We start from the raw sequence: 25495 nt of genomic DNA, 5'->3' as shown, positions 1-25495 counted from the left end.
TTCTTTTAATCTAGCCTGACTCAATCCATTCCATCCTTTCAATCCACACGTGACTAAATTTACAACGTGTTGTATAGTTTACATTGTATCTATTGAATTATATACATATTCCCGCAGATTACAATTTACGATTTTGGGTATTTTCGTTGCTTATTTTACGAAATAATAAAATATGTCGTCTAATTCGGAAATAAACGACTGATCATTTAAAATTGTAATTTTCAAAATTTGAGGAGTGATTTTGCATGAAAAACGATAAGAAGTCTGCTACAGATCCTCGTATACTTCGTACAAGACAGTTGATTCGTGATGCTTTTGTAGATCTGTTGCAGGAAATGGACATCGAGAAATTGTCCGTCAATCGAATTGCAGAACGAGCGACGATCAATCGGGTGACCTTTTATCTGCATTATCGGGATATCACAGACATGATGGAGAAAATGGCGGATGAGATGATTGAGAACATTGAACGCATTGTGGAGGAACATGCTCCTCAATTTGAGGATGCTGCCAAAGACGATGGTTGGCCAGTGCTAGTGAAATTGCTTGAACACTTTGCTGACCATTCCAAATTCTATCGCGTCGTTCTCGCTTCCAGACGAACGCCTATTTTTACGGAGAGGCTGTTGAAATTGCTATCGAAACTCGTTTCGGCCAAGATCGAAAGCTTGGAGCTGGGGAACTCTCTTGCACAAGCGGGTATTCATAAGGAGATCGCCATCTGGTACAGTTCCTCCGCCCTGATTGGTACCATTGTATCCTGGCTTCGCAATGACATGCCTTATGCACCGCATTTTCTAGCTAAACAGTTCTCATTAATTCGTGCGTATTCTTACAATGATTTGATTTAACAAAAAAACATCCAGCTATAGTCAGGCTCAACTATACGCGGATGTCTTTTCAACAGATTATAAAAGGGCTATTCTACTGTCGGAGTTCGTAATATCATATAGAGTCCGATGAGTGCTGCGAGAGCACCAAAAAAGATGCCTGATAGTCCATTGTAAAAGGTAGGATCTCCTTTGTATGAGAATGACATAATTGCAGTTTGTGTTAATGAAAGTGAGATCAATGATGAGGAGAAGTTCGTCAGTTTGATGGCTTCAATGACCGGTTCATTATTCCGTCTCGCCATAATGGCGCCCCCAAGAGAAACGGCGATCTCAGTAAAAGTAACGGCAGCGATGATGAAGGCGACATAGTGAGGGTAATGCGTCCTACTGCCTGTAAAGAACAATAACTTGCTGCAATAGATGATGTAGACCACACTTGAAGCGAGTACAATATTGCCTATAAATCGGTATGCAGCGTATTGTTTCTTTAGAATATCCTCCGGGCTGGAATCAGTAAGATTCGAGTCCTCATGTGCTTTTGCTGCGTAATATTTGGCAACAGCGATGCCGATATTATAAAAGGCGTTAATGCATAAAAAGAAGGAGAGCGAGAAGATTCCCAAAAATATTTTTCCAACTGCGATAAGGGCATTGAGTGGAATAGATAATTTTGCAAAGTAGATAATGCGATTATTTTTAACTTTAAAGACAGATTCCCCTCTATTCACTGGACGTATCCAATTCACTGTATCCCTCCCGAACGAAACCCCGATGTGCAAAGAATGAGTCTAGTGTTCAAGCATACCATAGTAAACCATATGGTCCACGTATTAAGTTTAGACATGTTCATCCCTGACTGTATGTAATCCTGTATAAATGATGCTTTCATTTGCTTCTCATGTGGTTAAAAATGGATAAAAGATAGAAGCTCACATTAGAGGAGTTTGCGATGAAGACTCGAGGTGGTCTTCTTTTTGCGTTATTTCTCTGTTTTCGTTAGGAACGGAAAACTGCTGAGCGAGAAGCTGCTGCTCCTGAATGAGCAGATCGACTTTATGGTGAAGATGGTCCAATTGTTTGTTGTAATGCTTGTAGGTATAGAATCCAATTACAGCCTTAATCGCAAAGAAAATGAAAGCTGCCGCAATAATCAATATATAGTTAGAAGCAATATGCCTAATCCAGCTGTTGATTTCACTTATCACGTTTAACCTTCCTTTCGAAAGAAATGCAAGAAATGCAATAAATGCAAGAAATGCAGATTACTTCTATTCATTGCCTTTACTATAGAAAAGATTACGTGGAAAATGTTCTCAAATGCTTTCTTTCGCAAGCATAATTTACTCATGGCAACATTGTGTTTATTCTTCTTATTCAGTAGAATTATTTTTAATTAATATTTTCCAAAGGAGAGCAAATACGTGCTGGAACTCAGCTTTAACGACCCGGAAAAACTGGTAACTGTAACACATGCCCTGTCAACTCGTTCCCGGATTGACATTCTCCAGCTTTTAAATATCAACAAATTAAACATTATCGAAATTGCCGAAGCACTTAACCTGCCGGTGTCAACGGTAGCCAACCATATTAAAGTGCTGGAGGCGGCCCATTTAATACATACGGAAATGCTCCCCGCCTCTCGCGGGGCCATGAAGGTTTGCAGCCGCAATTATGATGATATTCATATTGCCCTGGATCGGGTAAGATCCTTTCCCGCACGGGAGACGAATGTTTATGAAGTACAGATGCCGATAGGGCATTACAGCGACTGTGAAGTTGAGCCAACATGTGGCATGGCGAGTACGGAGGAGATGATTCTGAAGGAAGACGATCCGGCGAGCTTCTATCATCCCAAGCATATTGATGCTCAGATCATCTGGCTGGCAAAAGGTTATCTGGAATATTTGCTTCCGATGGATATTCCGCAAGGTGCAACGATTGAAGCTTTGGAATTATCCATGGAAATCTGCTCTGAAGTAGCGACCTATAACAATGATTGGCCCTCGGATATTTCCGTTTGGGTGAATGGCACTGAGATTGGGATGTGGACTAGTCCCGGAGATTTGGGCGACCGCCGTGGTAAACTGAATCCGGCTTGGTGGTCTGATGGTTCCACACAATATGGCATTCTCAAAAAATGGCGTGTGGACAGCAACAAGACCATGCTGGATCAGGAGAAAATCTCGGATGTGTCCCTGTCAGATCTTGATCTGGAGGATAAACCCAAGTTAAGATTACGCATTGGAATCCATCCGGATGCCAGACATCAGGGAGGCATGAATCTGTTTGGGCATGAGTTCGGAGATCATGAACAGAACATTATTATGCAGGTAAGGTATACGATGAATGCGGGTGATAAGCATCCGAGATATGCCAAATAACGGTACTTCATTTATCGTGAGTATCGAGCGGTTTAAACCAAACTTGTTTCATCTGGAGCAGGGTGAAGGTATATCCAAGTCCCGTTCACATGCTTATGATGAAATAACACTGTTGTCTGCAAACAAATCCTGCCAGATAATAGAAAATAGCGCGACAGGAAGGGAGAGGAAAAAGATGAAAACCAGTACATTTCGTAACCCGGTGGTCCTGCAATCCGCAGACCCTTGGGTCTACAGGCATGTCGATGGTCATTATTATTTTATGCGCACACGTTCTAATTACCTGGAGCTTATACAATCCACCCGACTATCTCAGATTGACGAAGGGATGTGAAAAATCATTTGGTCACCGGAGCCTGGCTGGCGTTACGCCATCATTTATGGTCACCGGAAATCCATTTTTTGAATGGAAAATGGTACATCTACTATACCGCCAATGATGGAGGAGGGGACGATTCACGGCGGATTTGCGTGCTGGAGAATGAAAACTCAAATCCCATGGATGGCGAGTGGATATGGAAGTGGGCTCTGGACACTCCTGTCCCGGGTCTGGATGGTACCGTGCTGAAGCTGGGTGGTCAACTCTATTTTCTGTACGCAGGCTACGGTCATTTTCCGGACTATGGGTCAGCGATCTATATAATGCGGATGTCTAATCCTTACACTCTGACAGGTGACCATGTGCTGTTAACAGCTCCGACCTTTTCGTGGGAAAAGCAAGGCGGGATGGCGATTAATGAAGGCCCGGTTACGCTGCTTCGCAATGGACGAGTTTTTCTGATTTTCTCGGCCAGCACAACCTGGTTGGAAGATTATGCACTTGGCATGTTGACCATGAATGAAGAAGATAATCCGATGCTGACCTCATCATGGATCAAGTCACCACAGCCCGTTTTTCGGAAGAGTGCGGAGAATGGTGTATATGCGACAGGGCACAACAGCTTTACTACATCACCGGATGGTCTGGAGGACTGGATCGTATTTCATGCTCTTCCGGCACCGGGTGCTGATACCGGCTTACGGGCAACACGCGTACAAAAATTTGAATGGAACAGGGATGGAACACCTGATTTTGGTGTGCCTTTCAGCGATGATCATGCGCTCCCCATTCCATCGGGAGAGTAAGACATAAGACTCAAGAATAGGGGATGGGTATGCCTATAGTTACAAATATTTTGTAATTAAAAACGAAATAGATAAATGTTGTGATAAAAACGAATGTTTTCAATAGACGAAGAAAGTAATAATTATTTTGGCTTTAAACTGGATTTTACTGCATTGTAACAGCGTTTTAATGGTTTGGCCCAGTTAATAAATAACTTTATCATGTTGTTTGAAGGAGATGTAAGTAAGAATACAAGACATATTTTATTACAAGAAAATAAATTGAAAACGTTTACATCTAATTATTGTGTAATTATAATTTGATTCAAATCCAGAAAATCATATATCGGTTCAATCAAAGGTTAATAGGAGTGATTTACGTATGAATAACGACAAGATGACATTGACACCACGCCCGGAATACCCTCGCCCTCAGTGGGTACGTAACGATTGGATCAATCTGAACGGAATTTGGCAGTTCGAAATGGATCACGGCAAAAGTGGAAAAGAACGAGGTTATGAAAAGTCCGAACATCACCTCTCTGGAACAATCACTGTTCCATTCTGTCCAGAGAGTAAACTGTCCGGGGTGGCCTATACCGATTTTATGGCAGCAGTATGGTATAAACGTGAGTTCTCCATCCCGGATGCCTGGATGAATGGACGCATTTTGCTCCATTTTGGCGCTGTGGATTACGAAGCCGAGATCTGGGTCAACGGAAAAGCTGTTGGCAAGCATCGGGGAGGTTATTCGTCATTCCATTTCGATATCACACCGTATGTTTCGTCGGGGACGAATGTAGTCACAGTTTATGCGGAAGACGATGTGCGTTCAGGACTTCAGCCGCGAGGCAAGCAGAGCGAACGATTCCACTCGCATGGCTGCGATTACACGCGGACGACCGGCATCTGGCAAACGGTGTGGCTGGAGCAGGTGCCAGAGGTGTATCTCTCCGACATGAAAGTCGCCGCTGACCCGGATAATGCATGTGTGCACCTGGAAGTGAAAATATGCGGTAACACTGCTGGAGGGAAGCTGGCTGCAACTGCCCGCTTTGACGGCAAGGATGTTGGATCGGCAACGGCGGTTGTTCATGGACCTGCTGTGAAGCTTACCGTTCCATTATCTGAAATCCATTTATGGGAGCCGGGCAATGCCAGATTGTATGATCTGGAGTTAAATCTGCATGGGCAGGATCAGACCATTGATACAGTAGGCTCGTATTTCGGACTGCGGACGGTAAGGCTGGATGGCATGGCATTTCGCATCAATGAGAAGTCCGTTTTTCAGCGGCTTGTGCTGGATCAGGGCTTTTACCCGGATGGCATCTACACGGCACCCAGCGACGAGGATCTGCGCAAGGACATCGAGATCTCCATAGGGCTTGGCTTTAATGGAGCGAGATTGCACGAAAAGATGTTCGAGCCACGTTTCCTGTATTGGGCTGACCAGCTTGGTTACCTGGTATGGGGAGAACATGCTAACTGGGGACAGGATATTACAACGACCGAAAGCCTTGCCCGGTTCCTGCCGGAATGGATGGAAGGTATGGAACGTGACTTCAATCATCCATCGCTTATCGGCTGGTGTCCGTTCAACGAAACGTGGGATCGCGATGGAACGCGGCAGGATAACGACGTGCTCCGCATTGTCTATGAGATGACTAAACGTATGGACCCGACACGTCCTGTCATTGATACGAGCGGTAATTTTCATGTGGTGACGGATATCTTCGATTTGCATGACTATGATCAGAACCCGGAAACGTTCCGGGAAAGATATGAACCGATGAAAAGCGGCGGGGAAGTGTTCAATACGTTTCCGGAGCGGCAGACGTATGAGGGCCAGCCTTATTTTATTAGCGAGTATGGCGGTATCTGGTGGAACCCCGATCAGCAAGATGAGAAAGCTTGGGGCTACGGGGACAGACCGCAATCCGAAGAAGCTTTCATTGCACGTTATGAGGGCTTAACCAACGTCCTGCTGGACCATCCGAACATGTTCGGATTTTGTTATACCCAGCTATACGATGTGGAACAGGAAGTGAATGGACTGTACACCTATGACCGTCGTCCGAAATTCGACCCGGAAACGATTCGTCGCATTAATTCCCGCAAGGCTGCCATCGAAGATTGAACGTTGTAGGTTAGTTGCGTGCATGATCCATCATCCGTTAAGGAGCGTGACTGTAGATGAAACTAATCAATTACAGGAACAAATGGTTGCTGGCCTTATGTGCATTTCTTATTTTCCCAATGGGACAGACGACGCATGCAGCCACCGTGCAAAATAACTTCTACAATGTCGTGATGCAGGATGGAGCAGATCCATGGGTTTACAAGCACACAGATGGATTCTATTATTTCACCAAAACAACAGGTGGCAACGTTACCATCTGGAAGTCAGCTCAATTAACGACCATTGATGCCGCTCCAACCACAGTGGTGAATACCGGCTGCTGCGGCATCTGGGCCCCTGAGCTTCATTACATCAACGGTGCATGGTACATCTATTATGCCAAGGATGATGGCGACAACGTCAATCACCGCATGTATGTTATGGAAAATACGTCAGCTGATCCTACACAGGGAACCTGGCAATACAAAGGACAGATTACGGACTCCACCAACAAGTGGGCCATCGACGGGACGGTATTACAGGTGAATGGACAGCTCTACTTCATCTGGTCGGGTTGGGAAGCAGATGCGAATGTAAGGCAGAATCTGTACATTGCCCATATGAGCAATCCCTGGACGATCGATTCAAATCGCGTGGAAATTGCACGACCAACCTACGCCTGGGAAACCAATCATTCCCCGAATGTAAATGAGGGACCGCAGGTAATCGTTCGAAACGGAGTTATCAGTCTAGTCTACTCAGCAAGTGGTAGTTGGACCAACGACTATTGTCTGGGGCTTATTACCGCCAACGCCTCAAGCCATTTGCTGAATCCGGCATCCTGGAACAAGCGCAGTCAGCCTATCTTCCAATCGGGCAACGGCTTGTATGGTCCAGGTCATCATTCTTTTACGAAATCGCCTGATGGGACTGAGGACTGGATCATATATCATACAGCGAAATCCAATAATTCCGGATGGAATCGTGAGATTCGCCTACAGAAGTTCGCCTGGAATGCTGACAAGACCCCGAACTTGGGTACACCGGTGAATCCCAACGCACCTATTGCTTTACCTTCGGGAGAAAAGTCAATCGTTCGATATGAAGGAGAAGAGGGAACCTTTGGGGGGATTGCTTATGCGTCCCAGAGTCCTTCTGGTTCAGGCGGCATGAAAGCTGGTCATATCGATACGGCGGACAGCTATGTAGAATTTAACGTCAATGCAGCAGCTGCAGGGCAATATATTCTTCTGGCAAGGACGGCGAATGGCACAGCAGGTGGAAATTGGTCCAATCTGCTGCTGAGTGTGAATGAAGGTACAGCCAGCCCATTCTACATTACGAACAAGGGATGGGAGAATTGGGGGCTGTCTACAGCGAGAGTTCAGCTAAAGGCTGGTGTGAACAAAATTCGTTTCTCCAAAGGTGAAGGATATGGAGAATTGGACTTCTTTGATATCAAACCTGCAAATTAGAGAATCATAAATCCGATCTGAACCCTGCTGAGGTCCATTTGGACCTTGGCGGGGTTTTGCGTTTTGAAATTGAAAACTTTCTGATTCCATTCATATTCAGTTCATAAAAGTACGATATTCTTCCCCTATAAACGATATGGGAGGAACCACAATTGAACAATACACAGCAAAGAGCAACAGGTAATGAACTTGGAGATTGGGCCATTGAAGCAGAGGGGCTTGTTAAAATCTTTGGAGATAAACGTGCAGTCGATGGTGTGAATTTGAACGTGAAGGCAGGTACGATCTACGGCGTACTGGGCCCGAATGGAGCAGGGAAAACAACAACCATTCGGATGCTCGGCACGCTGCTTCGGTCCGATGGAGGATCAGCCAAAATATTTGGGCATGATGTGGTGAAGGAGTCACATATCGTACGTCAATTGATTGGACTTACAGGACAATATGCATCGGTTGACGAGTCACTTAGTGCCAACGAAAATTTGATGATATTTTCACGGCTCCTGGGTCTTGGCCGAGCAGAAGCGAAGCGCAAAACAGCCGAGCTGCTCGAAGAGTTTGGCTTGGCGGATGCAGCGAAACGTCCGATCAAAGGGTTCTCGGGAGGTATGCGCCGCCGTCTGGATCTGGCAGCAAGTCTTATTGCTCAGCCGCCGCTGATCTTTCTGGACGAACCGACGACTGGACTTGACCCACGGACACGTGCACAGATGTGGAATACGATTCGCCAATTGGTCAAGACTGGTTCAACGGTGCTTCTGACCACACAATATCTTGATGAAGCGGATCAACTGGCAGACCGCGTTGCCGTAATTGATCAGGGTCATGTTGTGGCCGAAGGCACGGTAGATGATTTGAAAGCCTCCGTTGGCACTGCCTCACTTCAACTGCGCATCCAGGAACCGACACGGATTGAACACGCCCGTCAGATTGTGGAGCAGATCCTTCGGACAGATTCCAGCGTATCAGCGGAAGCAGGGAAGATTACTGCGCCGATGGCAAATGCGAATATTGCAGCAGATCTGCTGATTGCCTTCCGTTCGGCAGGCATTGATCTGGCTGAGATGAGTGTCCAGAAACCTACACTTGATGAAGTATTTCTTACCATTACGGGCCAAGATGCGAGTGGCAAAACGTCTCATACGTCTCAAGAATCAAAAGCAGTGGAGGAGTTGCAAGTATGAATAGTTCAACAGCGAAACAAAACCCAAGCCGTAAGCTGAGAAAATACACAAGCTTTGGACAAACCGTCCGGAATTCCTTAACGATGGCTTATCGCGGGATCTTGAAGGTTAGACGAACACCAGAGCAATTATTCGATGTGACGTTACAGCCGATCATTTTCACATTGATGTTTACGTACATTTTTGGCGGTGCAATTTCGGGAAATATTCAAGCTTATTTGTTGGTCATTATTCCGGGTATACTTGTGCAGACGGTAATTACAAGCTCAGTCGTTACGGGTGTGCAATTGCGTGAGGATATGGATAAAGGGGTATTCGACCGATTCAAATCATTACCTATAGCACGTATTGCACCACTGGCCGGAGCATTGCTGGCTGACACAATTCGTTATACCATTGCAACGTTCCTTACCTTTACAATTGGATATTTATTAGGATATAGCCCTGCAGGTGGATTGGGTCATGTCGCCATGGCAGGATTGCTGGTTATTGTGTGCGCTTGGGCCATCAGTTGGATTTTTGCTTTTCTCGGTGTTATTGCACGTACAGCGTCCAGTGTACAAGGGATTTCCATGCTCGTATTGTTTCCGCTCACCTTTGCTTCGAACGCCTTCGTTCCGGTAGATACGATGCCGAATTGGCTTCAGTGGGTAGTTAATGTCAATCCGATATCCCATTTGGTCTCGGCTGTACGGGAATTGGCGAATCAAGGGACAATGGGCTCAGATCTGGTGACCAGCCTTGCCGGAGCTGCGGTTATTGTAGCCATTTTTGCACCATTGACAGTACGGGCATATATGCGCAGAACGTAATTGGAAATCATCAAATTTTGCTAAAAAGTCTAGTATGTCAGGAAAGAGACGTTATGCCTTCATGGTATAAGGTCTTCTTCTTGACAGAATGTGGAGTATAAGGCAAGGTTGGAAAAATGGAGGTGGTCACATTGACAAGCATATTGGTCGTTGATGACGACCCGCATATCCGAGAGCTGGTAGGACATTTTTTACAGCAGGAGGGTTTGCACGTAATCGAGGCTGTTGACGGTTTGGATGCACTGCGATTACTCGCTGACCATAAGGTTGACCTGGTCGTTCTTGATATTATGATGCCAGGCATGGACGGGTGGGAATTGTGCCGCCAGTTGCGGCAGCAGACGGATCTACCGCTATTGATGTTGACGGCCAAAGGAGAAACCTCGCAGATCATCAAAGGTTTTACCCTTGGGACGGATGATTATCTGGTGAAGCCTTTTGATCCGCTAGTGCTGGTTGCACGGGTGAAGGCTTTATTGAAACGCTATCGGATTATGACTTCACAAGTGATCCTGCTTGGTGAACTGGTCCTGCGTGGTGATACGTTTGAGTGCAAGAAAGGTGATCAGGATATTGTGTTGCCACGCAAGGAATTTGAACTGTTATTCACCCTTGCGAGTTATCCTGGCAAGACCTTTACCCGTGATCAATTAATCGAAAAGATCTGGGGTTATGATTACGAAGGGGACGAGAGAACGATTGATGTGCATATCAAGCGACTTCGTGAACGGTTTCCGGAGGAAGAGCATGCTTTCGTCATTCGTACCATGCGAGGTTTGGGCTATCGCCTGGAGGTACGACAATGAAGCAGGAGGCTGGATTTCTTCATATTGCCAGAAACGTCGTTCTGGTATCTCTGGCTCTGTTTGCTTGCTGGACAGCAGCTTTCTACCTTACGAGATATGTGTATTCCTTTATCCCATGGGTACCACATGAATTGCTTGCTTTTCTGATCAATGCCATGCTTGGGTTCATTTTCTTTGGAATATGCATTACCATTATCGGTCCGCTGGTTAAAGGCAGGCAGTATGAATTTTTTAATGAGATGATTCAGGCTTTGAGAAGCATTTCCCGGGGGGATTTTCGTGTGAATCTGGATCCTGAATTTGCTAATAGAAACGGGAGACAGAGAAATCCCCACCCGTATGTGCAGTTAGTTGAAAGCATCAATGACATGGCGGCAAATCTCAAAGTGATGGAAGATCTGCGTCAGGAATTCATCTCGAATGTATCACATGAGATCGGATCACCGCTCACGTCAATCAGTGGCTTCGCCAGAGCGCTGAAAAATAAAGATATGGACCAGGAGAAACGGGAAAAGTATCTGACGATCATTGAGACGGAATGTGTTCGTTTGTCCAGACTGAGTGATAATTTAATGAAGCTCGCCGTTCTGGATTCATCCGAGCATGCATCTCACAAAACATCTTACCGCTTGGATCGGCAGCTGGTGACTCTGGTTCTGGCCTGTGAACCCCAATGGGATGACAAAAAAATTGATATGAATGTAGACCTGGAGGAAGTAGAAATTTTTGCTGATGAGGACTTGATGATTCAGTTGTGGATCAATCTGATTCATAATGCAATCAAGTTCACACCAGAAGGCGGAAAAATTGATGTTTTCCTTACGCAAGGTGAAGGCAAGGTCAGTGTGCGTATTACTGACAGCGGACCCGGCATTACCAAGCAGGATCAGCTTCGCATATTCGAACGGTTTTACAAAGCGGATCAATCCCGTACACGTGCCTTGGGCGGCAGTGGGCTTGGACTTTCCATCGTGCATAAAATTGTGGAGATGCATGAGGGCACTGTCTCTGTGTTCAGTGAACTGGGGGAAGGTGCGACATTTACTGTACAACTACCTGTCCATTCATAATCATAAAAAGGGTAATCGATGGACGTGTCCGTCAATTCCCCTTTTTATTTCAATTCATTCGGCTGATATTGTACAAAATAAGGTATATAAGTGATAAGCTGCAGGGTAGCCATTACATAAGTCCGTAAGGAGTGAGCAATCTGCTGATATCTCCCACTCAACAACAGCGTCTGATTAACGTGATGAATTCATTCCCGATACAACCTAAATACTCCAAAGCACAGCTGCTGATTAATGATTTGAAATTAAGCTCATCAGGAGAAGTGGAGATGTTCTACTCTCCACATAATGAATATATCAATCCCTCCGCAAAAGTCATGCTTGTGGGCATCACACCAGGTTGGCAGCAGATGGAGATTGCTTATAGAACGGCAATCCAGGCTTTGAAAGCACACAACTCATATGAGCAAGCCTGTAAAGAAGCCAAAATAGCGGCAAGAATGGCGGGCTCCATGCGCAGCAATTTGATTCAAATGCTCCATGAAATAGGCTTGCATGAATATGTAAGAGTGCCCCATGTGCAAAGGTTATTTGAAGCTGATTGTACGTTGTTACATACAACTTCTCTGATTCGGTATCCAGTCCTGGTAAATAAGCAAAATTACAATGGACATCAGCCTTCCATTCCTCAAAATGCCTTTTTGTATCAAGCCGTACTTGAGTCATTTCTGCCTGAATTGGAACAGTTAAATCATCCTCTTATTATTCCATTAGGAAAGTCGGTGGAGGCTGTACTACATCAATTGCTAGATGAACATAGGTTAGTTGAAGGGAAAATTTTATGGGGATTCCCTCATCCATCTGGTGTCAACGGCTCTCGTGTGAAACAATTTTTTCATAACAAAGCGGGGATGCAGAACCTTCTGAGGGGATGGCGTGATTAAATTTCTTACGTGCTTCTTGCTTTTTACAAATTCAATAATAGTATAATGATTACAACTACATGACATGGAAACAAGAAAAGAGGAAACAAATGCCTACAATACTGGTTGCTGACGATGATCCGAATATTCGTGAACTCGTCTGTTTATTTTTGAGAAATGACGGATTTGAAACGGCTGAAGCCGCAGATGGCAAGGAGGCACTGACTGTATACGGCTCAACCCATGTTGATCTTGTTGTGCTTGATATCATGATGCCTGTCATGGATGGCTGGACGTTATGCAAAGAGCTGCGAAGAGCCAATCCTGATCTTCCGTTGCTCATGCTGACTGCGAGAGGTGAGACCTGGGAGAAGGTGAAGGGCTTCGAACTGGGAACCGATGATTATTTAACGAAACCGTTTGATCCGTTGGAGCTCACGGCTCGTGTCCGAGCATTACTGAAACGATACAAAATCGGGTCCACACAGACGATCCATTTCGGCAACGTCATTCTGGATCGACAAACCTACAAGGTGACGCGAGGAACAGAGTCACTTACGCTGCCGCTGAAGGAGTTCGAATTGCTCTATAAGCTCGCTGGAACACCCGGACAAGTCTATACACGTGAGCAATTGATCGATCAGATCTGGGGCATTGATTACGCTGGAGATGATCGAACGGTAGACGTACATATTAAACGCCTGCGTGAACGGTTCGCGACGACATCTGAATTTCGGATCGAAACGGTCCGAGGCTTGGGGTACCGGCTTGAGGTTTACGAATGATTAGATCGTTATATATCCGTGTGGTCCTGACATTTCTGGTCTCCGTTATCGCCGGCACAGTCATTTCTTTTTTTATGTCCACGATGATATTCGAAGATCAATTGAATGAAAATGCTCAAATTAACATACGTAACTTCGGCCAAGATGTCGTGCAGATTTACAAGACCCTTCCATTAAGTGAAGCTGAATCGTTCGTTAGTGGAATGAAACTACTGAATTCATATCATATTCGAATTTACGATGAAACGGGTCAGTTCCAGTCTTATGGAAAGCTTAACGGGCATAAATCGGCCCCGGTGACGAAGGAGCAACTAAAGAAAGTGTTAGATGGAGGCGTGGTCCAGGACAATCCGAACGGTATTGCCACAGTTCTTTTAGGTTTGCCGGTGAAAACGGAAATGGGAGCGAAAGCCATGTTTTTTGAGACGCTCGCTCCACCTTCTTCCTTGTTTGTCGTCCAATGGGCTTCGATCTTTGCAACCTGTTCATTGATTGCAGGAAGTATTATCATTCTGATTGCTTCCGTATTTTTGGTTAGACCGATCAAAAAACTGACAAAAGCAACGAAGCGGATCGCTGCTGGTGATTTCAACGTCAAGCTGAATATCAAGCAAACCGGAGAACTGGGAACACTGGCGCGCAGTTTCGAAGAAATGATGCATGATTTGCAGCAGTTGGAGCAGATGCGCAGGGAATTCGTAACGAATGTGTCACACGAGGTTCAATCTCCGTTGACTTCGATATCCGGTTATGCTCAAGCGCTGAAACAAGTAAATCTCTCAGAGCAAGAACGAAGCCGATATCTTGATATTATCATCGCCGAGGCGAAGCGGATGTCCAAAATGAGTGATAATCTGCTCAAGCTGAGTATGCTTGAATCACAGTCACAGCAACCACAACTTAGCACACTTAGCCTGGATGAACAGATCAGGCGGGTTATTGTAACTCTCCAGCCACAATGGTCTGCTCGCAATATTCACTTTGAGCTTGATCTCCAAGCTGTTAAAGTTTTGGCTGATCACGATCAGTTGAACCAGGTATGGACGAATATTCTTAGCAACGGTATCAAATTTTCCAAGGATGGCGGTGTAATTCACGCCAGCACCAAGCAGGATATCAAGAACGTGATTATTCGAATCTCCGACACAGGTATCGGTATCCCTCTTGAAGACCAGAAGCGTATATTCGAACGGTTTTTCAAGTCGGATCGCTCTCACAGTCGCAAGTATGACGGCAGTGGTATGGGACTTGCCATCGTTAAACAGATTGTATCGCTTCATCAAGGGGACATCCGAGTAGAAAGTGAACCTGGTCATGGAACGACCTTTATTGTCACGTTGCCCATCACTCCACCAACGGAATAGTTAGGCTTACTTACAGGATAATGTGGATGTGTAGAATATTCATCTCATTGTTTAAACCATATTTTCAGGCCACGTTTCACATGCAAGCTGCCGCGCATGTGAAACGTGGCCCTTTTTTGTTAGTTCATACTCCGTTCATATTGTCGTCATGATGAGGACATCTGGGTTGGTTAGGCTTGGATTAACGGCTTGTTACGACCAGTAAACAGATGAGGACAGGAGCAGATGAGTGTGACACCAGAAACAGAGAAGCAACCGTGGGGTGGAACCAGAACGAGAAAAGTGTTGAACATTTTGCTTAAAGTATTAGGTGCAATCGTTATAGTCATCCTACTTTTCGTGGCCACCGTGTATAGCGTTAACAAAATCAGCAGTCATTCGGAGCAAAAAAGAATGGAAACGTATGGACAGCGCGTGTCTGTAGATGGAAAACAGATGAATGTCAGCATTCAAGGAAAAGGAGAAGAAACGATCGTCCTTTTACCAGGGTTTGGAACAGCGTCACCCGCACTTGATTTTAAGCCGCTTATCTCAGAGCTATCCCCATATTATAAAGTCGTTGTTATTGAGCCTTTTGGTTACGGATTAAGTGATCAGACCGAAAAGGAACGCAGTACGGCAAATATCGTAAGTGAAATTCATGACGCGTTACAGAGTCTCCATATTGATCGCTATATCCTGATGGGTCATTCCATATCGGGGATCTATAGTCTGGATTATGTGAACAAATATTCAAACGAAGTAAGTGCATTCGTGGGATTGGATAGCAGTGTTCCAGCGATAAGTGAACAGAAGATTGATTCGTCAGATACACAACCGATTAAATGGTTCCGTAACTTAGGATTTGCGCGAGTACAATTGAAACTGAGTGCTGACCCTTATGATGGACTACCATATGATGAGCAGACCAAAGAACAATTGAACATTCTGATCCGAAAAAATATGTATAATACCACTCAATTAAATGAGGCAGAGAGCATGTATTCTAACTTTAAAGCAGCTGAACAGCTAACGTTCCCTGTAAATCTCCCTGTTCTTTTCTTTATTCAAAAGAATCATCCGGCAGCGGAGAATTGGATTCCCGAGCATGAGAAGCTAATAGAGAACACTGTGCATAGTGAAGTGGTGCTGCTGGAAGCGAATCATTATCTGTATCGTTCCCATGCCAAAGAAATTGCGGAAAAATTCAGGGGATTTATGACGTCCCGGTAAATATTAATTTATTTGCTTGTTCATATTCAGTTCATATTGACGTCACGGGGAGTACATTTTCACGGGTTAAGATTTAATTAGCAGCAGAGAAGAGAACCCAACAAACAGTTCAAGACAGGAGAAGATGAGAGTGACACAACCAGAGGAAAAGAAAGCGAAGAATGGATCGAGGGCCAGGAAAGTACGAAATATTATACTTAAAGTACTAGGAGCAATCTTAATTGCCATTATTTTATTTCTAGGTATTGTTTATATCACAAATGTGATTAGTAGTAATTCAGAGGCGAAAAAGATAGAGCCCTATGGTCAGCACGTATCTGTAGACGGGAAAAATATGAATGTGCTCATTCAAGGTGAAGGCAAGGAAACGATTGTGCTTCTGCCTGGTTTTGGAACAGCAACACCAGCGCTTGATTTCAAGCTGCTTATTGATGAATTATCTCCATATTACAAAGTTGTTGCAGTTGAGCCTTTCGGTTACGGATTAAGTGATGGAACAGAAAAAGAAAGAACCACAGAAAATATCGTAAGTGAAGTTCATGAAGCTCTGCAGCAACTTGATATTCATCAGTACATGCTCATGGGTCACTCTATTGCAGGTATTTACGGCATTGATTATGTGAACAAATATCCGGATGAGGTAACTGCCTTCGTCGGTATTGACAGTAGTGTTTCCACCCAACCAAGTATTACAGATGCGAAGTTCCCATTAAAAACGTTTGCTCTTCTTAGAAATACAGGTCTCTTAAGATTAATGATGAAAGTGAGTGCAGACCCCTATGAGGGACTGGCATTTGATGATCAGACCGTTGAGCAAATGAGAATGATCTCGAATAAAAATATGTATAATCCCACGTCATTAAACGAGATGGATCATATTTATTCCAATTTTAAAGGTGCTCAAGGTTTAACCTTCCCTAAAGACCTTCCACTTCTTCTATTTGTACAAGCGAATAATGAAGGTGTAGAAGGATGGATACCGCTGCATGAAGGGCAGATCAAAGATTCGGTACATGGGAAAGTAATCACAATGGATGGTTCACATTATTTACACCATACTCAATTCAAAAAAATTGCTGAAGATGTTAGAGCATTTATGAACGAAGCGAAATAAATATGGTATAAACGTACACTCTTTGACTTACCAGGTGTGCATGAAAGAATATGAAAACCGTCCTGCGGGGCGGTTTTTCCATAGTAAATCCAATTCGGATGATGTCCGTGATGAAAGAGAGAGGAATTCAACATGAGATTATTTGAAATACTTTTAGTTCTATCCTGTTTCGCGTTACTCATAGACCTACTATTTATTAAAAGAAGTTCTAAGAAAACAGGCTTGGGTTTGGGTATAGGAAGCAGCGTTATATTATTAGTTCAATTGTTTGTTGAGGGATACAGATGGCAGCTGCTTTTGGTATATATCATGACGGCTCTATTCATAATCATAGTTTTACTCAGGCATTCCGAAAAAATGGTGAATCTAAAAATAGGGAAGTTCTTGAAATATAGTTTATCTTCCTTAATCGTCATTCTACTTGTGATATCTACTGCCTTGTCTGTATACCTACCTGTATTTAATTTGCCGAAGCCGGATGGTCCAGAGAAAGTGGGTACTCAAACCTTTCATTTTACGGACCAGAACAGAGACGAAGTCTTAACTGAAGATCAGAGCGACAAGAGGGAACTAATGGTTCAAGTCTGGTATCCTACGGAGAACATGAATAACAACAAGCGTGACACGCTGTTTCCAAATGATAAAGAAATGTTCAAAACGTATATTAAGAGCTTCTCTGCTTCTTTAAAACTGCCCGAATTTTTGCTCGACTACTTGAAGTATAGTCAAACCAACTCTTATGAAAATGTAGAAATATTACCTTCCACAAGTCCTTATCCCGTGGTACTGCTATCTCATGGTATGGGAACCAGTAGAGTTCTACAAGCATCACAGGCGGAGAATCTGGCCAGTCATGGGTTTATCGTAGCGACAATCGATCATACGTACAGCACCTTTGCGACCCTTTTTCCGGATGGCCGTGTAACGGGCTATACAACAAAGATGACAACCATAGATGACCGCAGAGAAATTGGGGATATATGGACAAAAGACGTGGAATTTGTAATCAATCAAATCGAAAAGCTGAATTCAGGTGCAATTGAAAGTCAATTCAAAGGGAAAATGGATTTAAATAACATCGGTGCGATGGGGCATTCTTTTGGGGGTGCAACGGCGTTTAATGCAACGTATTTGGATCCTCGAATCAAGGCCGGGGTTAATATGGACGGGTCACTGAATGAAGTGGAAAATAGAGATGATATAAACAAGCCGTTTATGTTCATCAGATCGGGAAGTTTTAAAGACTGGTTAGTCAATTTTGAAAATGATAGAAATTCGGATGACGAAGTAAATAAATTTCTTTCAGATGAGCTGCACATTATGAAAAATGTTATTGAACATGGGGGAAATGTGATTTATATAGAAGGAACCCAGCACTTCAATTTCACGGATCTTCAATTCTATTCGGAGCTGGTTAAACTGTCCGGGATCACAGGAGACATCAATGGTAAAAGAGGAGCAAACATCGTAAATCAATATGTACTTGATTTCTTTAATAAGCAATTGAAAGGAACGGGTGGCACTCTGATTCAGGGACCGAGCGACTTGTATCCAGAGGTGAAATTTATAGATCCCAAAGAACTTTAATCAACCTAAACATTTAAATCAGGAGATGATGTGAATGGGACGACAAAAGGGAAAACGAATGTCAATCACCGCCTTAACTCTGGCGTTAATGATGTTATCTCCAATGTCAGTACTGGCCGCACCAGCTACGAGTAACAACAGCAATCTGACGTATGAAGCAACCAAGAAAATTGTAGCGGAGAAAGCGAAGATCCTTACCGAGACGTACGGTACGACCAGTGTGCAATATGCCCTTATTGATGGTGGAGAGATTGTGGTGTCCGCTCAAACAGGCAAAAACGATCTAAGGGACAAGGTGCCTCTTACTTCAAATACAATCTATGGCATAGGATCAACTAGCAAAATGGTGCTTACAGCCGCTGTGATGAAACTAGTTGACGAGGGAAAGATGGATTTGGATCTGCCTGTTGTGAACTATTTACCTGATTTTAAGATGAAAGATCATCGCTACACACAAATCACACCGCGCATGCTGTTGAATCATTCTTCCGGTCTGTTGGGCAGCACTGGAAGCAATGCCACATTGTATGGAGATAATGATACGTATTCACATGATACGTTTCTAGATCAATTGGCGAATCAAAACCTGAAAGCCGATCCAGGAGAGTACTCCGTATATTGTAACGATGGTTTTACATTAGCGGAGATTCTAGTCGAAAGAGTTAGTGGCATGGGCTTTACTGCATTTATTCACAAATATATTACAGAGCCTCTGGACATGAATCACACCAAAACACCACAGGATGTGGTTGATCCGGCAGCAATGGCGGGAATCTATTCTCCTTTGGTTGAAGGCCAGCTTCCTCAAGAGAATTATAATATCATCGCTACTGGAGGCATTTATTCCACTGCTGAAGATCTTGTGAAATTTTCACAAATTTTCACGGGAGAGGTCGAGGGCATTCTTTCCAGTAAGTCGGTAGAGGCCATGGCGCAAGAAGAATACAAAAGAGGCATGTGGCCGGAGGATAGCGATACGTCTATATCTTACGGGTTAGGGTGGGATAGTGTAAATTTGTACCCATTCAGTGAATACGGCATCAAGGCTGTTACGAAAGGTGGAGATACCATATCGTATCACTCATCTTTAATCGTACTGCCGGAATATAATCTGGCTGCAGCCGTTACCTCATCAGGTGGGACAAGTGCCAAAGATCAGTTCATTGCGAGTGAATTATTACTCAGCGCACTTGAAGAAAAGGGGATTATTACAGAACGGAAGCCAGAAAAATCGTTTGGTGTACCAGTGAAGGCAGATGTACCTAAAGAAATAGCCACGAATGCAGGTATATATGGCGGCAATAATTCGGTTAAGAAGATCGAAATGAATACTGCTGGACAAATGACTGTATCCACACCCACAGCTCCAAGTCATCCGGCTCAAAAATACACCTATACAGCGGATGGTACTTTTGTTAACGATGAAGGCACGGAAAAGTTGAAATTCGTTAAGGAGAAGAATGGAAGGACTTATCTGTGGTATCGATCTTATATATCCTTGCCAGGACTTGGACAATTGGCTTTCTCCGAATATAAAATGGAGAAGCTGGAAGCCAATGAATTATCCCAGGATATTACGGCCTCATGGGAGCAGCGTGAAGGTAAAAAATATTACCTGGTGAATGAGAAATATACATCAACAGTTTATCTACATTCGTCACCAATTCTCCCGATTCATACGAGTAAGGAGACTCCGGGGTATGTGTCCAATAACAAGATTATTGGAGCAAACGAAGCAGTCACTGAGCTTCAGATCCCTGGCATGGCTGGACGTGATACCAAGGAGATTTATTTCGCCGAAAAGAACGGAGTGGAGTACATCACAGCTGTAGGTAGCATATACGCCAGTGAGGAACTTGTTCAACCACTCTATTCGGGAAAACAATCTGTAACAACGATTCAAGCAGATGGATATGCCAAATGGTTTTCGGTACCAGCAACTGTGAAAGGAAAAGTTATGACCGTTAAACTGCCTTCAAATGGTGCCTTTGCCGTATATGATCAAAAGGGGATTTGTATTAATCACACCGTGGTCAGTGGTAAGAATGAAGTTGTTTTACCAGAGAACGGCCGCATCGTATTTGCAGGTGAGGTTGGCTCCAAATTTGAAATTTCATTGAAATAGATGAATTCTAGTAAGGTAGCATGTTTAACGAAGGCAGCCGATCAAATGAACTGCACCCCAATTGTTAGACACCATCTAACAATTGGGGTGCAGTTCACGTAATCGGCTGCTTTTGTTCAATTGAAGAAGATATATTTATAGTAGAACAGAGTGATTTCAACCAATGAGGTAGCATGATTTAGAATTCTTCGCTCTTGCTCAACTGAAGAATTAATCTTTTTTAGGAGAGTGGAAACGATGCCTACGATATTAGTTGCTGACGACGATGCGAACATTCGCAAACTCGTCTGTTTATTTTTGCGCAACGACGGATTTACAACCATCAACGCCGTAGACGGAAAGGAAGCCCTGGCTATCTATACCTCCACGCCAGTCGATTTGGTTATTCTTGATATTATGATGCCAGTCATGGACGGTTGGGCATTATGCGAGGAACTTCGAAGAGCCAATCCGGATCTTCCGTTACTAATGTTGACGGCAAGAAACGAGACCTGGGAGAAAGTACAAGCATTTCAGCTCGGGACAGATGACTATATGACGAAGCCATTCGATCCGCTTGAGTTGATGGCTCGCGTCAAGGCACTGTTGAAACGATACCGTATAGGTTTAACGCAGACCATCCAATTAGGAAACGTTATTCTGAACCGGCAGACTTATAAGGTCCTGAGGGGTACAGAGTCGTTCACCTTGCCGCTTAAAGAGTTCGAATTATTGTATAAACTTGCTGGATTACCGGGACAAGTCTATACGCGGGAGCAATTAATCGATCAAGTTTGGGGAATTAATTATACTGGCGATGATCGAACGATAGACGTGCATATTAAACGTCTACGCGAACGTTTTGCCGATATCTCCGATTTTCGTATCGAAACGGTGCGGGGACTTGGTTACCGGCTAGAGGTGCAGGAGTGACCGGCTCCCTCTATACACGTGTAGTCCTGACCTTTCTGGTCTCCGTGATCGGGGGCACAATCCTTTCTTTTCTTGCTACAACTTGGATATTTCAAGATAAATTAAACGAAAACTTACAAGGCTCCTTGCTTGACTTTGGCCAGGATATCGTCCGCATCTACGAGACAATGCCTCTACGCGAAGCAGAAATGTTTATAAGTGAAATGAAACAACTCAACTCTTACCACATTCGAATCTATAAAGCAACGGGTCAGTTTCAATCCTATGGAGAACTTAAAGGACAACATCCTTTCCTAGTGACTACAGAACAAGTGAAGAAAGTGCTGGATGGAGGAAGAGTCCAAGTTAATGGAATCGATACGATCTTCTTGGGATTGCCGATAAAAACTGAAATGGGAAGCATAGCAATGTTTGTAGAGCCCCTCACTTCCTCTTCCACCTCATTTCTTATCAAGTTTGTTGTAACCTTTTTGATTTGTTCCTTGTTAGCAGGGAGCCTATTGATACTAATTGCGGCTATTTTTCTGGTAAGACCAATCAAAAAATTGACAGAAGCGACCCGGCTTATAGCTGCTGGAGATTTCAACGTCAAGCTTAATATTAAACAAAAAGGTGAGATAGGTACTTTGGCTCGCAGCTTTGAAGAAATGATGCACGATCTAAAGCAGCTTGAGCAGATGCGCAGGGAATTCGTAGCAAACGTGTCCCATGAAGTTCAGTCTCCGCTCACTTCCATTTCCGGTTTTGCTATAGCGCTCAAGCAGGTAGACCTCCCGGATGACGAAAGAAGCGATTATCTCGACATTATCATCACTGAAACTGCACGAATGTCCAAAATTAGTGATAGTCTGCTAAAGCTGAGTTTGCTTGAATCTCAATCATTGCAAATGCGGCTCGCCACGCTCAGTCTGGATGAACAGATCAGACGAGTAATTGTTGCTATTCAACCCCAATGGTCGGCCCGTAACATTCAGATCGATCTTGATTTGCAGCCCACCAAAATCACGGCCGATTATGACCAGTTAAATCAGGTGTGGATCAATATCTTCGGCAATGCCATCAAATTTTCCGAAGAAGGTGCCCGAATTAACGTCACGATCAAACAGAATATCAAGAACGTGATGATCCGCATATCGGATTCGGGTATTGGTATTCTCCCGGAAGACCAAAAGCGTATATTTGACCGATTCTTTAAAGCTGATCGTTCCCACAGTCAGAAATATGAAGGAAGCGGTATGGGACTAGCTATTGTAAAGCAGATCGTCTCGCTTCATCAAGGGGACATCCGGGTGGAGAGCGAATATGGACGAGGAACGACCTTCATAGTCATCTTGCCAATCACAACACCCACAGAGTGATTGGATTTCATGCCTTCACTAGGCTATGACACCCTGTATAAACCTCCTTGCGTATGATGATGCAAACTTTTTTTGCCTGTTCATCCTCCGTTCATGTTGTAGTCATTAGGGGGACATCTTGGTTTGTTATATTGTCTTTAGCGCCCACGTTATGGTGGCTTAACACAATGATGAAGACAGGAGTAGATGCAAGAATGAAACCAAGAGAGGTAACAAAACTGAAGATGAGTGTGAGGAGAGCAAGAAAGAGAAATACTATAGCTGCTGTGACTCTCATGCTGACGATACTTGCCCCAATGTCTGCAATGGCCGCACCGGCTGCCATGAATAACAGCATTAACCTTACGTATGAGACAACAAAGAAAACCGTAATCGAAAAAGCCAAATTACTGACTGAGACGTACGGTACGACGAGTCTGCAATATGCGCTCATTGATGGTGGAGAGATTACGGTGTCCGGTCAAACGGGCAAGAACGATCTAAACGACAAGGTACCTCTTACTTCGAACACAATCTATGGCATTGGTTCAACCAGTAAAATGATGCTTACAGCCGCTGTAATGAAGCTGGTTGATGAAGGCAAGATCGATTTGGATGTGCCTGTTGTGAACTATATGCCTGATTTTACAATGAAAGATAAACGATACAAACAGATTACACCCCGTATGTTGCTGAATCATTCGGCCGGGCTTTTCGGAACCTCTGTCGGTAGTGCTATACTGTATGGGGACAATGATACCTATGCACATGATACCTTTTTGGATCAATTGGCGACCCAGAATCTGATGGCAGAGCCAGGTGCGTATTCGGTGTACTCTAACGATGGATTTACATTAGCTGAAATTCTGGTTGAGAGAGTCACTGGTATGAGCTTTACGGCATTTATACACAAATATTTTACAGAGCCTCTGAAAATGAATCATACCAAAACACCACAGGATATAGTTAATACGGGAGAAATGGCGGGAATCTACTCTCCTTTGTATAAGGGGCAGCTTCCACACGAGAATTATAATATCATTGCTTCAGGAGGCATATATTCCACCGCTAAGGATCTGGTGAAATTTTCGCAAATCTTCACAGGAGAGGTCAAAGGGATTCTTTCCAACAAGTCGGTAGAAGCCATGGAGCAAAAAGAATACAGAAGAGGCATGTGGCCAGAGGATAGTGATTCTTCTATGTCTTACGGATTAGGGTGGGATAGTGTGGACTTGTTCCCATTCAGTGACTACGGCATCAAGGCTGTTACGAAAGGTGGAGATACGTTATCTTATCATTCTTCACTCGTCGTACTTCCGGAATACAACATGGCTGCAGCCGTGATCTCTTCAGGCGGAGCAAGCATAACCAATCAATTCATTGCGAGTGAGTTATTACTTAGCGCACTTGAAGAAAAGGGCATTATTAAAGAACGGAAACCGGAAAAATCATTTGGTGTACCTGTGAAGGCTGATATGCCTAAAGAAATCTCCAAGTTTGCAGGGAATTATGGTGGCAATAATTCAGTTACGAAGATCAAAATAAATAAGGCAGGACAAATGACGCTCTCCTCTCTCACGGCTCCAAGTAATCCGGTTCAAGAATACACCTATACATCAGATGGTACTTTTGTGAGTGATGATGGTACAGAAAAGTTGAAATTCGTTGTGGAGAAAAATGGGAATACCTACCTGTGGTCTCGATCTTATATCTCCGTTCCAGGACTCGGACAGGTGGCTCTCTCAGAATATAATGCGGAAAAGCTCAAAGCCAATACATTACCCAAGGAGATTAACGCTGCATGGGCAAAGCGTGATGGTAAAAAATATTATCTGGTGAATGCGAAATACACATCAATGCTCTATCTTAATGCTACATCGATCCTGCCTATTCAATTGAATAAAGAGAATCCAGGGTATATGTCCAATAATAAGATTATTGGAGCAGGCGAAGCAGCCAATCAATTGCAGATTCCGGGTAGTGCCGGACGAGAACCGATGGACATTCATTTCTCCAAAAAGAACGGAGGAGAGTATCTTACATTTTCAGGTTATGTATTCGCCAGTGAGGGATTGGTGAAACCAATCTATTCCGGTAAACAATCCGCAACAACCATTCAAGCAGATGGATATGCCAAATGGTTTTCGGTACCCGCTACTGCGAAAGGAAAAGTCATGACAGTGAAGTTACCTGCAAAAGGAGCCTTTGCTATCTATGATCAGAACGGAATTTGTATTAATCACAGCGTGGTTAGCGGTAAGAATGTTGTTGTTTTACCCGAAAACGGCCGTATTGTATTTGCAGGTGAGGCTGGCTCCCAATTTGAAATTTCATTAAAAAAGTAAATTAATATAAATGAATATAAATGAATAGAGATTCAAGCGGCGGTACAACAAACGAACTCAACAGGAG

22 protein-coding genes are annotated in these 25495 nt (G+C 43.9%); 20 read left to right on the top strand and 2 right to left on the bottom strand.

The features are described from left to right. Window positions 1-245: 245 nt before the first annotated feature. Entirely contained in the window at window positions 246-851 is a 606-nt protein-coding gene (locus tag HW560_RS24115) for a TetR/AcrR family transcriptional regulator (protein ID WP_090897441.1), read from the top strand. Window positions 852-919: 68 nt separating this feature from the next. On the opposite strand, the gene HW560_RS24110 is transcribed toward HW560_RS24115, so the two are convergent. Together HW560_RS24110 and HW560_RS24105 are read right to left on the bottom strand one after the other, a co-directional pair. Then, entirely contained in the window at window positions 920-1579 is a 660-nt protein-coding gene (locus tag HW560_RS24110; RefSeq protein WP_179264956.1) for a hypothetical protein, read from the bottom strand. A 183-nt stretch (window positions 1580-1762) separates the two neighbouring features. Next, on the bottom strand, window positions 1763-2038 hold the full coding sequence (locus HW560_RS24105; RefSeq protein ID WP_090897446.1) for a hypothetical protein: 276 nt from the start codon (window positions 2036-2038) through the stop codon (window positions 1763-1765). 216 nt (window positions 2039-2254) lie between these two features. On the opposite strand from HW560_RS24105, the gene HW560_RS24100 reads away from it, so the two are divergent. The 19 genes from HW560_RS24100 (at window position 2255) to HW560_RS24015 (ending at window position 25428) form a co-directional block, all read left to right on the top strand. After that, window positions 2255-3214 carry an ArsR/SmtB family transcription factor gene (locus HW560_RS24100; protein WP_179264955.1) on the top strand — a complete coding sequence of 320 codons (960 nt, stop codon included), beginning with the start codon at window positions 2255-2257 and terminating at the stop codon, window positions 3212-3214. A 175-nt stretch (window positions 3215-3389) separates the two neighbouring features. After that, window positions 3390-3548: a hypothetical protein gene (locus tag HW560_RS34300; protein ID WP_306459217.1), complete on the top strand. Its 159-nt coding sequence runs from the start codon at window positions 3390-3392 to the stop codon at window positions 3546-3548. Continuing rightward, complete coding sequence (locus HW560_RS24095) at window positions 3545-4339, top strand: glycoside hydrolase family 43 protein (protein WP_306459216.1); 795 nt, start codon at window positions 3545-3547, stop codon at window positions 4337-4339. Before HW560_RS34300 ends, HW560_RS24095 begins: the two co-directional genes overlap by 4 nt. Window positions 4340-4700: 361 nt before the next feature. Next, window positions 4701-6455 (top strand): glycoside hydrolase family 2 protein, encoded by a 1755-nt coding sequence (locus HW560_RS24090; RefSeq protein ID WP_306459215.1) that lies wholly within the window; start codon window positions 4701-4703, stop codon window positions 6453-6455. A gap of 56 nt (window positions 6456-6511) precedes the next feature. Then, window positions 6512-7912 carry a family 43 glycosylhydrolase gene (locus tag HW560_RS24085; protein ID WP_179264954.1) on the top strand — a complete coding sequence of 467 codons (1401 nt, stop codon included), beginning with the start codon at window positions 6512-6514 and terminating at the stop codon, window positions 7910-7912. A gap of 152 nt (window positions 7913-8064) precedes the next feature. After that, the gene (locus HW560_RS24080) at window positions 8065-9096 is read left to right on the top strand and encodes an ATP-binding cassette domain-containing protein (protein ID WP_179264953.1); all 1032 of its coding nucleotides are present in this window, start codon (window positions 8065-8067) and stop codon (window positions 9094-9096) included. Beyond that, a complete protein-coding gene (locus HW560_RS24075; protein ID WP_179264952.1) occupies window positions 9093-9908 on the top strand; it encodes an ABC transporter permease in 816 nt (271 codons plus the stop codon). The genes HW560_RS24080 and HW560_RS24075 overlap by 4 nt, the downstream gene beginning before the upstream one ends. Window positions 9909-10039: 131 nt before the next feature. Continuing rightward, window positions 10040-10714, top strand: a complete 675-nt coding sequence (locus HW560_RS24070) for a response regulator transcription factor (protein WP_099854353.1) — start codon at window positions 10040-10042, stop codon at window positions 10712-10714. Then, window positions 10711-11784 (top strand): sensor histidine kinase, encoded by a 1074-nt coding sequence (locus HW560_RS24065; RefSeq protein WP_179264951.1) that lies wholly within the window; start codon window positions 10711-10713, stop codon window positions 11782-11784. Before HW560_RS24070 ends, HW560_RS24065 begins: the two co-directional genes overlap by 4 nt. Before the next feature lie 131 nt (window positions 11785-11915). Beyond that, window positions 11916-12668: a hypothetical protein gene (locus HW560_RS24060; RefSeq protein WP_257031422.1), complete on the top strand. Its 753-nt coding sequence runs from the start codon at window positions 11916-11918 to the stop codon at window positions 12666-12668. Between the two features lie 89 nt (window positions 12669-12757). Next, on the top strand, window positions 12758-13432 hold the full coding sequence (locus tag HW560_RS24055; RefSeq protein WP_179264950.1) for a response regulator transcription factor: 675 nt from the start codon (window positions 12758-12760) through the stop codon (window positions 13430-13432). Further along, on the top strand, window positions 13429-14796 hold the full coding sequence (locus HW560_RS24050; protein WP_179264949.1) for a sensor histidine kinase: 1368 nt from the start codon (window positions 13429-13431) through the stop codon (window positions 14794-14796). Before HW560_RS24055 ends, HW560_RS24050 begins: the two co-directional genes overlap by 4 nt. Before the next feature lie 225 nt (window positions 14797-15021). Then, window positions 15022-16008 carry an alpha/beta hydrolase gene (locus HW560_RS24045; RefSeq protein WP_179264948.1) on the top strand — a complete coding sequence of 329 codons (987 nt, stop codon included), beginning with the start codon at window positions 15022-15024 and terminating at the stop codon, window positions 16006-16008. Window positions 16009-16138: 130 nt separating this feature from the next. Then, window positions 16139-17122 carry an alpha/beta hydrolase gene (locus HW560_RS24040; protein WP_090897486.1) on the top strand — a complete coding sequence of 328 codons (984 nt, stop codon included), beginning with the start codon at window positions 16139-16141 and terminating at the stop codon, window positions 17120-17122. Window positions 17123-17254: 132 nt separating this feature from the next. Further along, complete coding sequence (locus tag HW560_RS24035; RefSeq protein WP_179264947.1) at window positions 17255-18709, top strand: alpha/beta hydrolase family protein; 1455 nt, start codon at window positions 17255-17257, stop codon at window positions 18707-18709. A 34-nt stretch (window positions 18710-18743) separates the two neighbouring features. Next, on the top strand, window positions 18744-20834 hold the full coding sequence (locus tag HW560_RS24030; protein ID WP_179264946.1) for a serine hydrolase domain-containing protein: 2091 nt from the start codon (window positions 18744-18746) through the stop codon (window positions 20832-20834). A gap of 237 nt (window positions 20835-21071) precedes the next feature. Beyond that, a complete protein-coding gene (locus HW560_RS24025) occupies window positions 21072-21746 on the top strand; it encodes a response regulator transcription factor (RefSeq protein ID WP_024634381.1) in 675 nt (224 codons plus the stop codon). Continuing rightward, on the top strand, window positions 21743-23104 hold the full coding sequence (locus HW560_RS24020) for a sensor histidine kinase (RefSeq protein ID WP_179264945.1): 1362 nt from the start codon (window positions 21743-21745) through the stop codon (window positions 23102-23104). The genes HW560_RS24025 and HW560_RS24020 overlap by 4 nt, the downstream gene beginning before the upstream one ends. Before the next feature lie 194 nt (window positions 23105-23298). Continuing rightward, on the top strand, window positions 23299-25428 hold the full coding sequence (locus HW560_RS24015; protein WP_179264944.1) for a serine hydrolase domain-containing protein: 2130 nt from the start codon (window positions 23299-23301) through the stop codon (window positions 25426-25428). Window positions 25429-25495 lie beyond the last annotated feature (67 nt).

This window comes from Paenibacillus sp. E222 (assembly GCF_013401555.1).
GTDB lineage: Bacteria > Bacillota > Bacilli > Paenibacillales > Paenibacillaceae > Paenibacillus.
The sequence above is the reverse complement of the archived record's forward strand: the minus strand, read 5'-3'. Positions and strand labels throughout refer to the sequence as shown.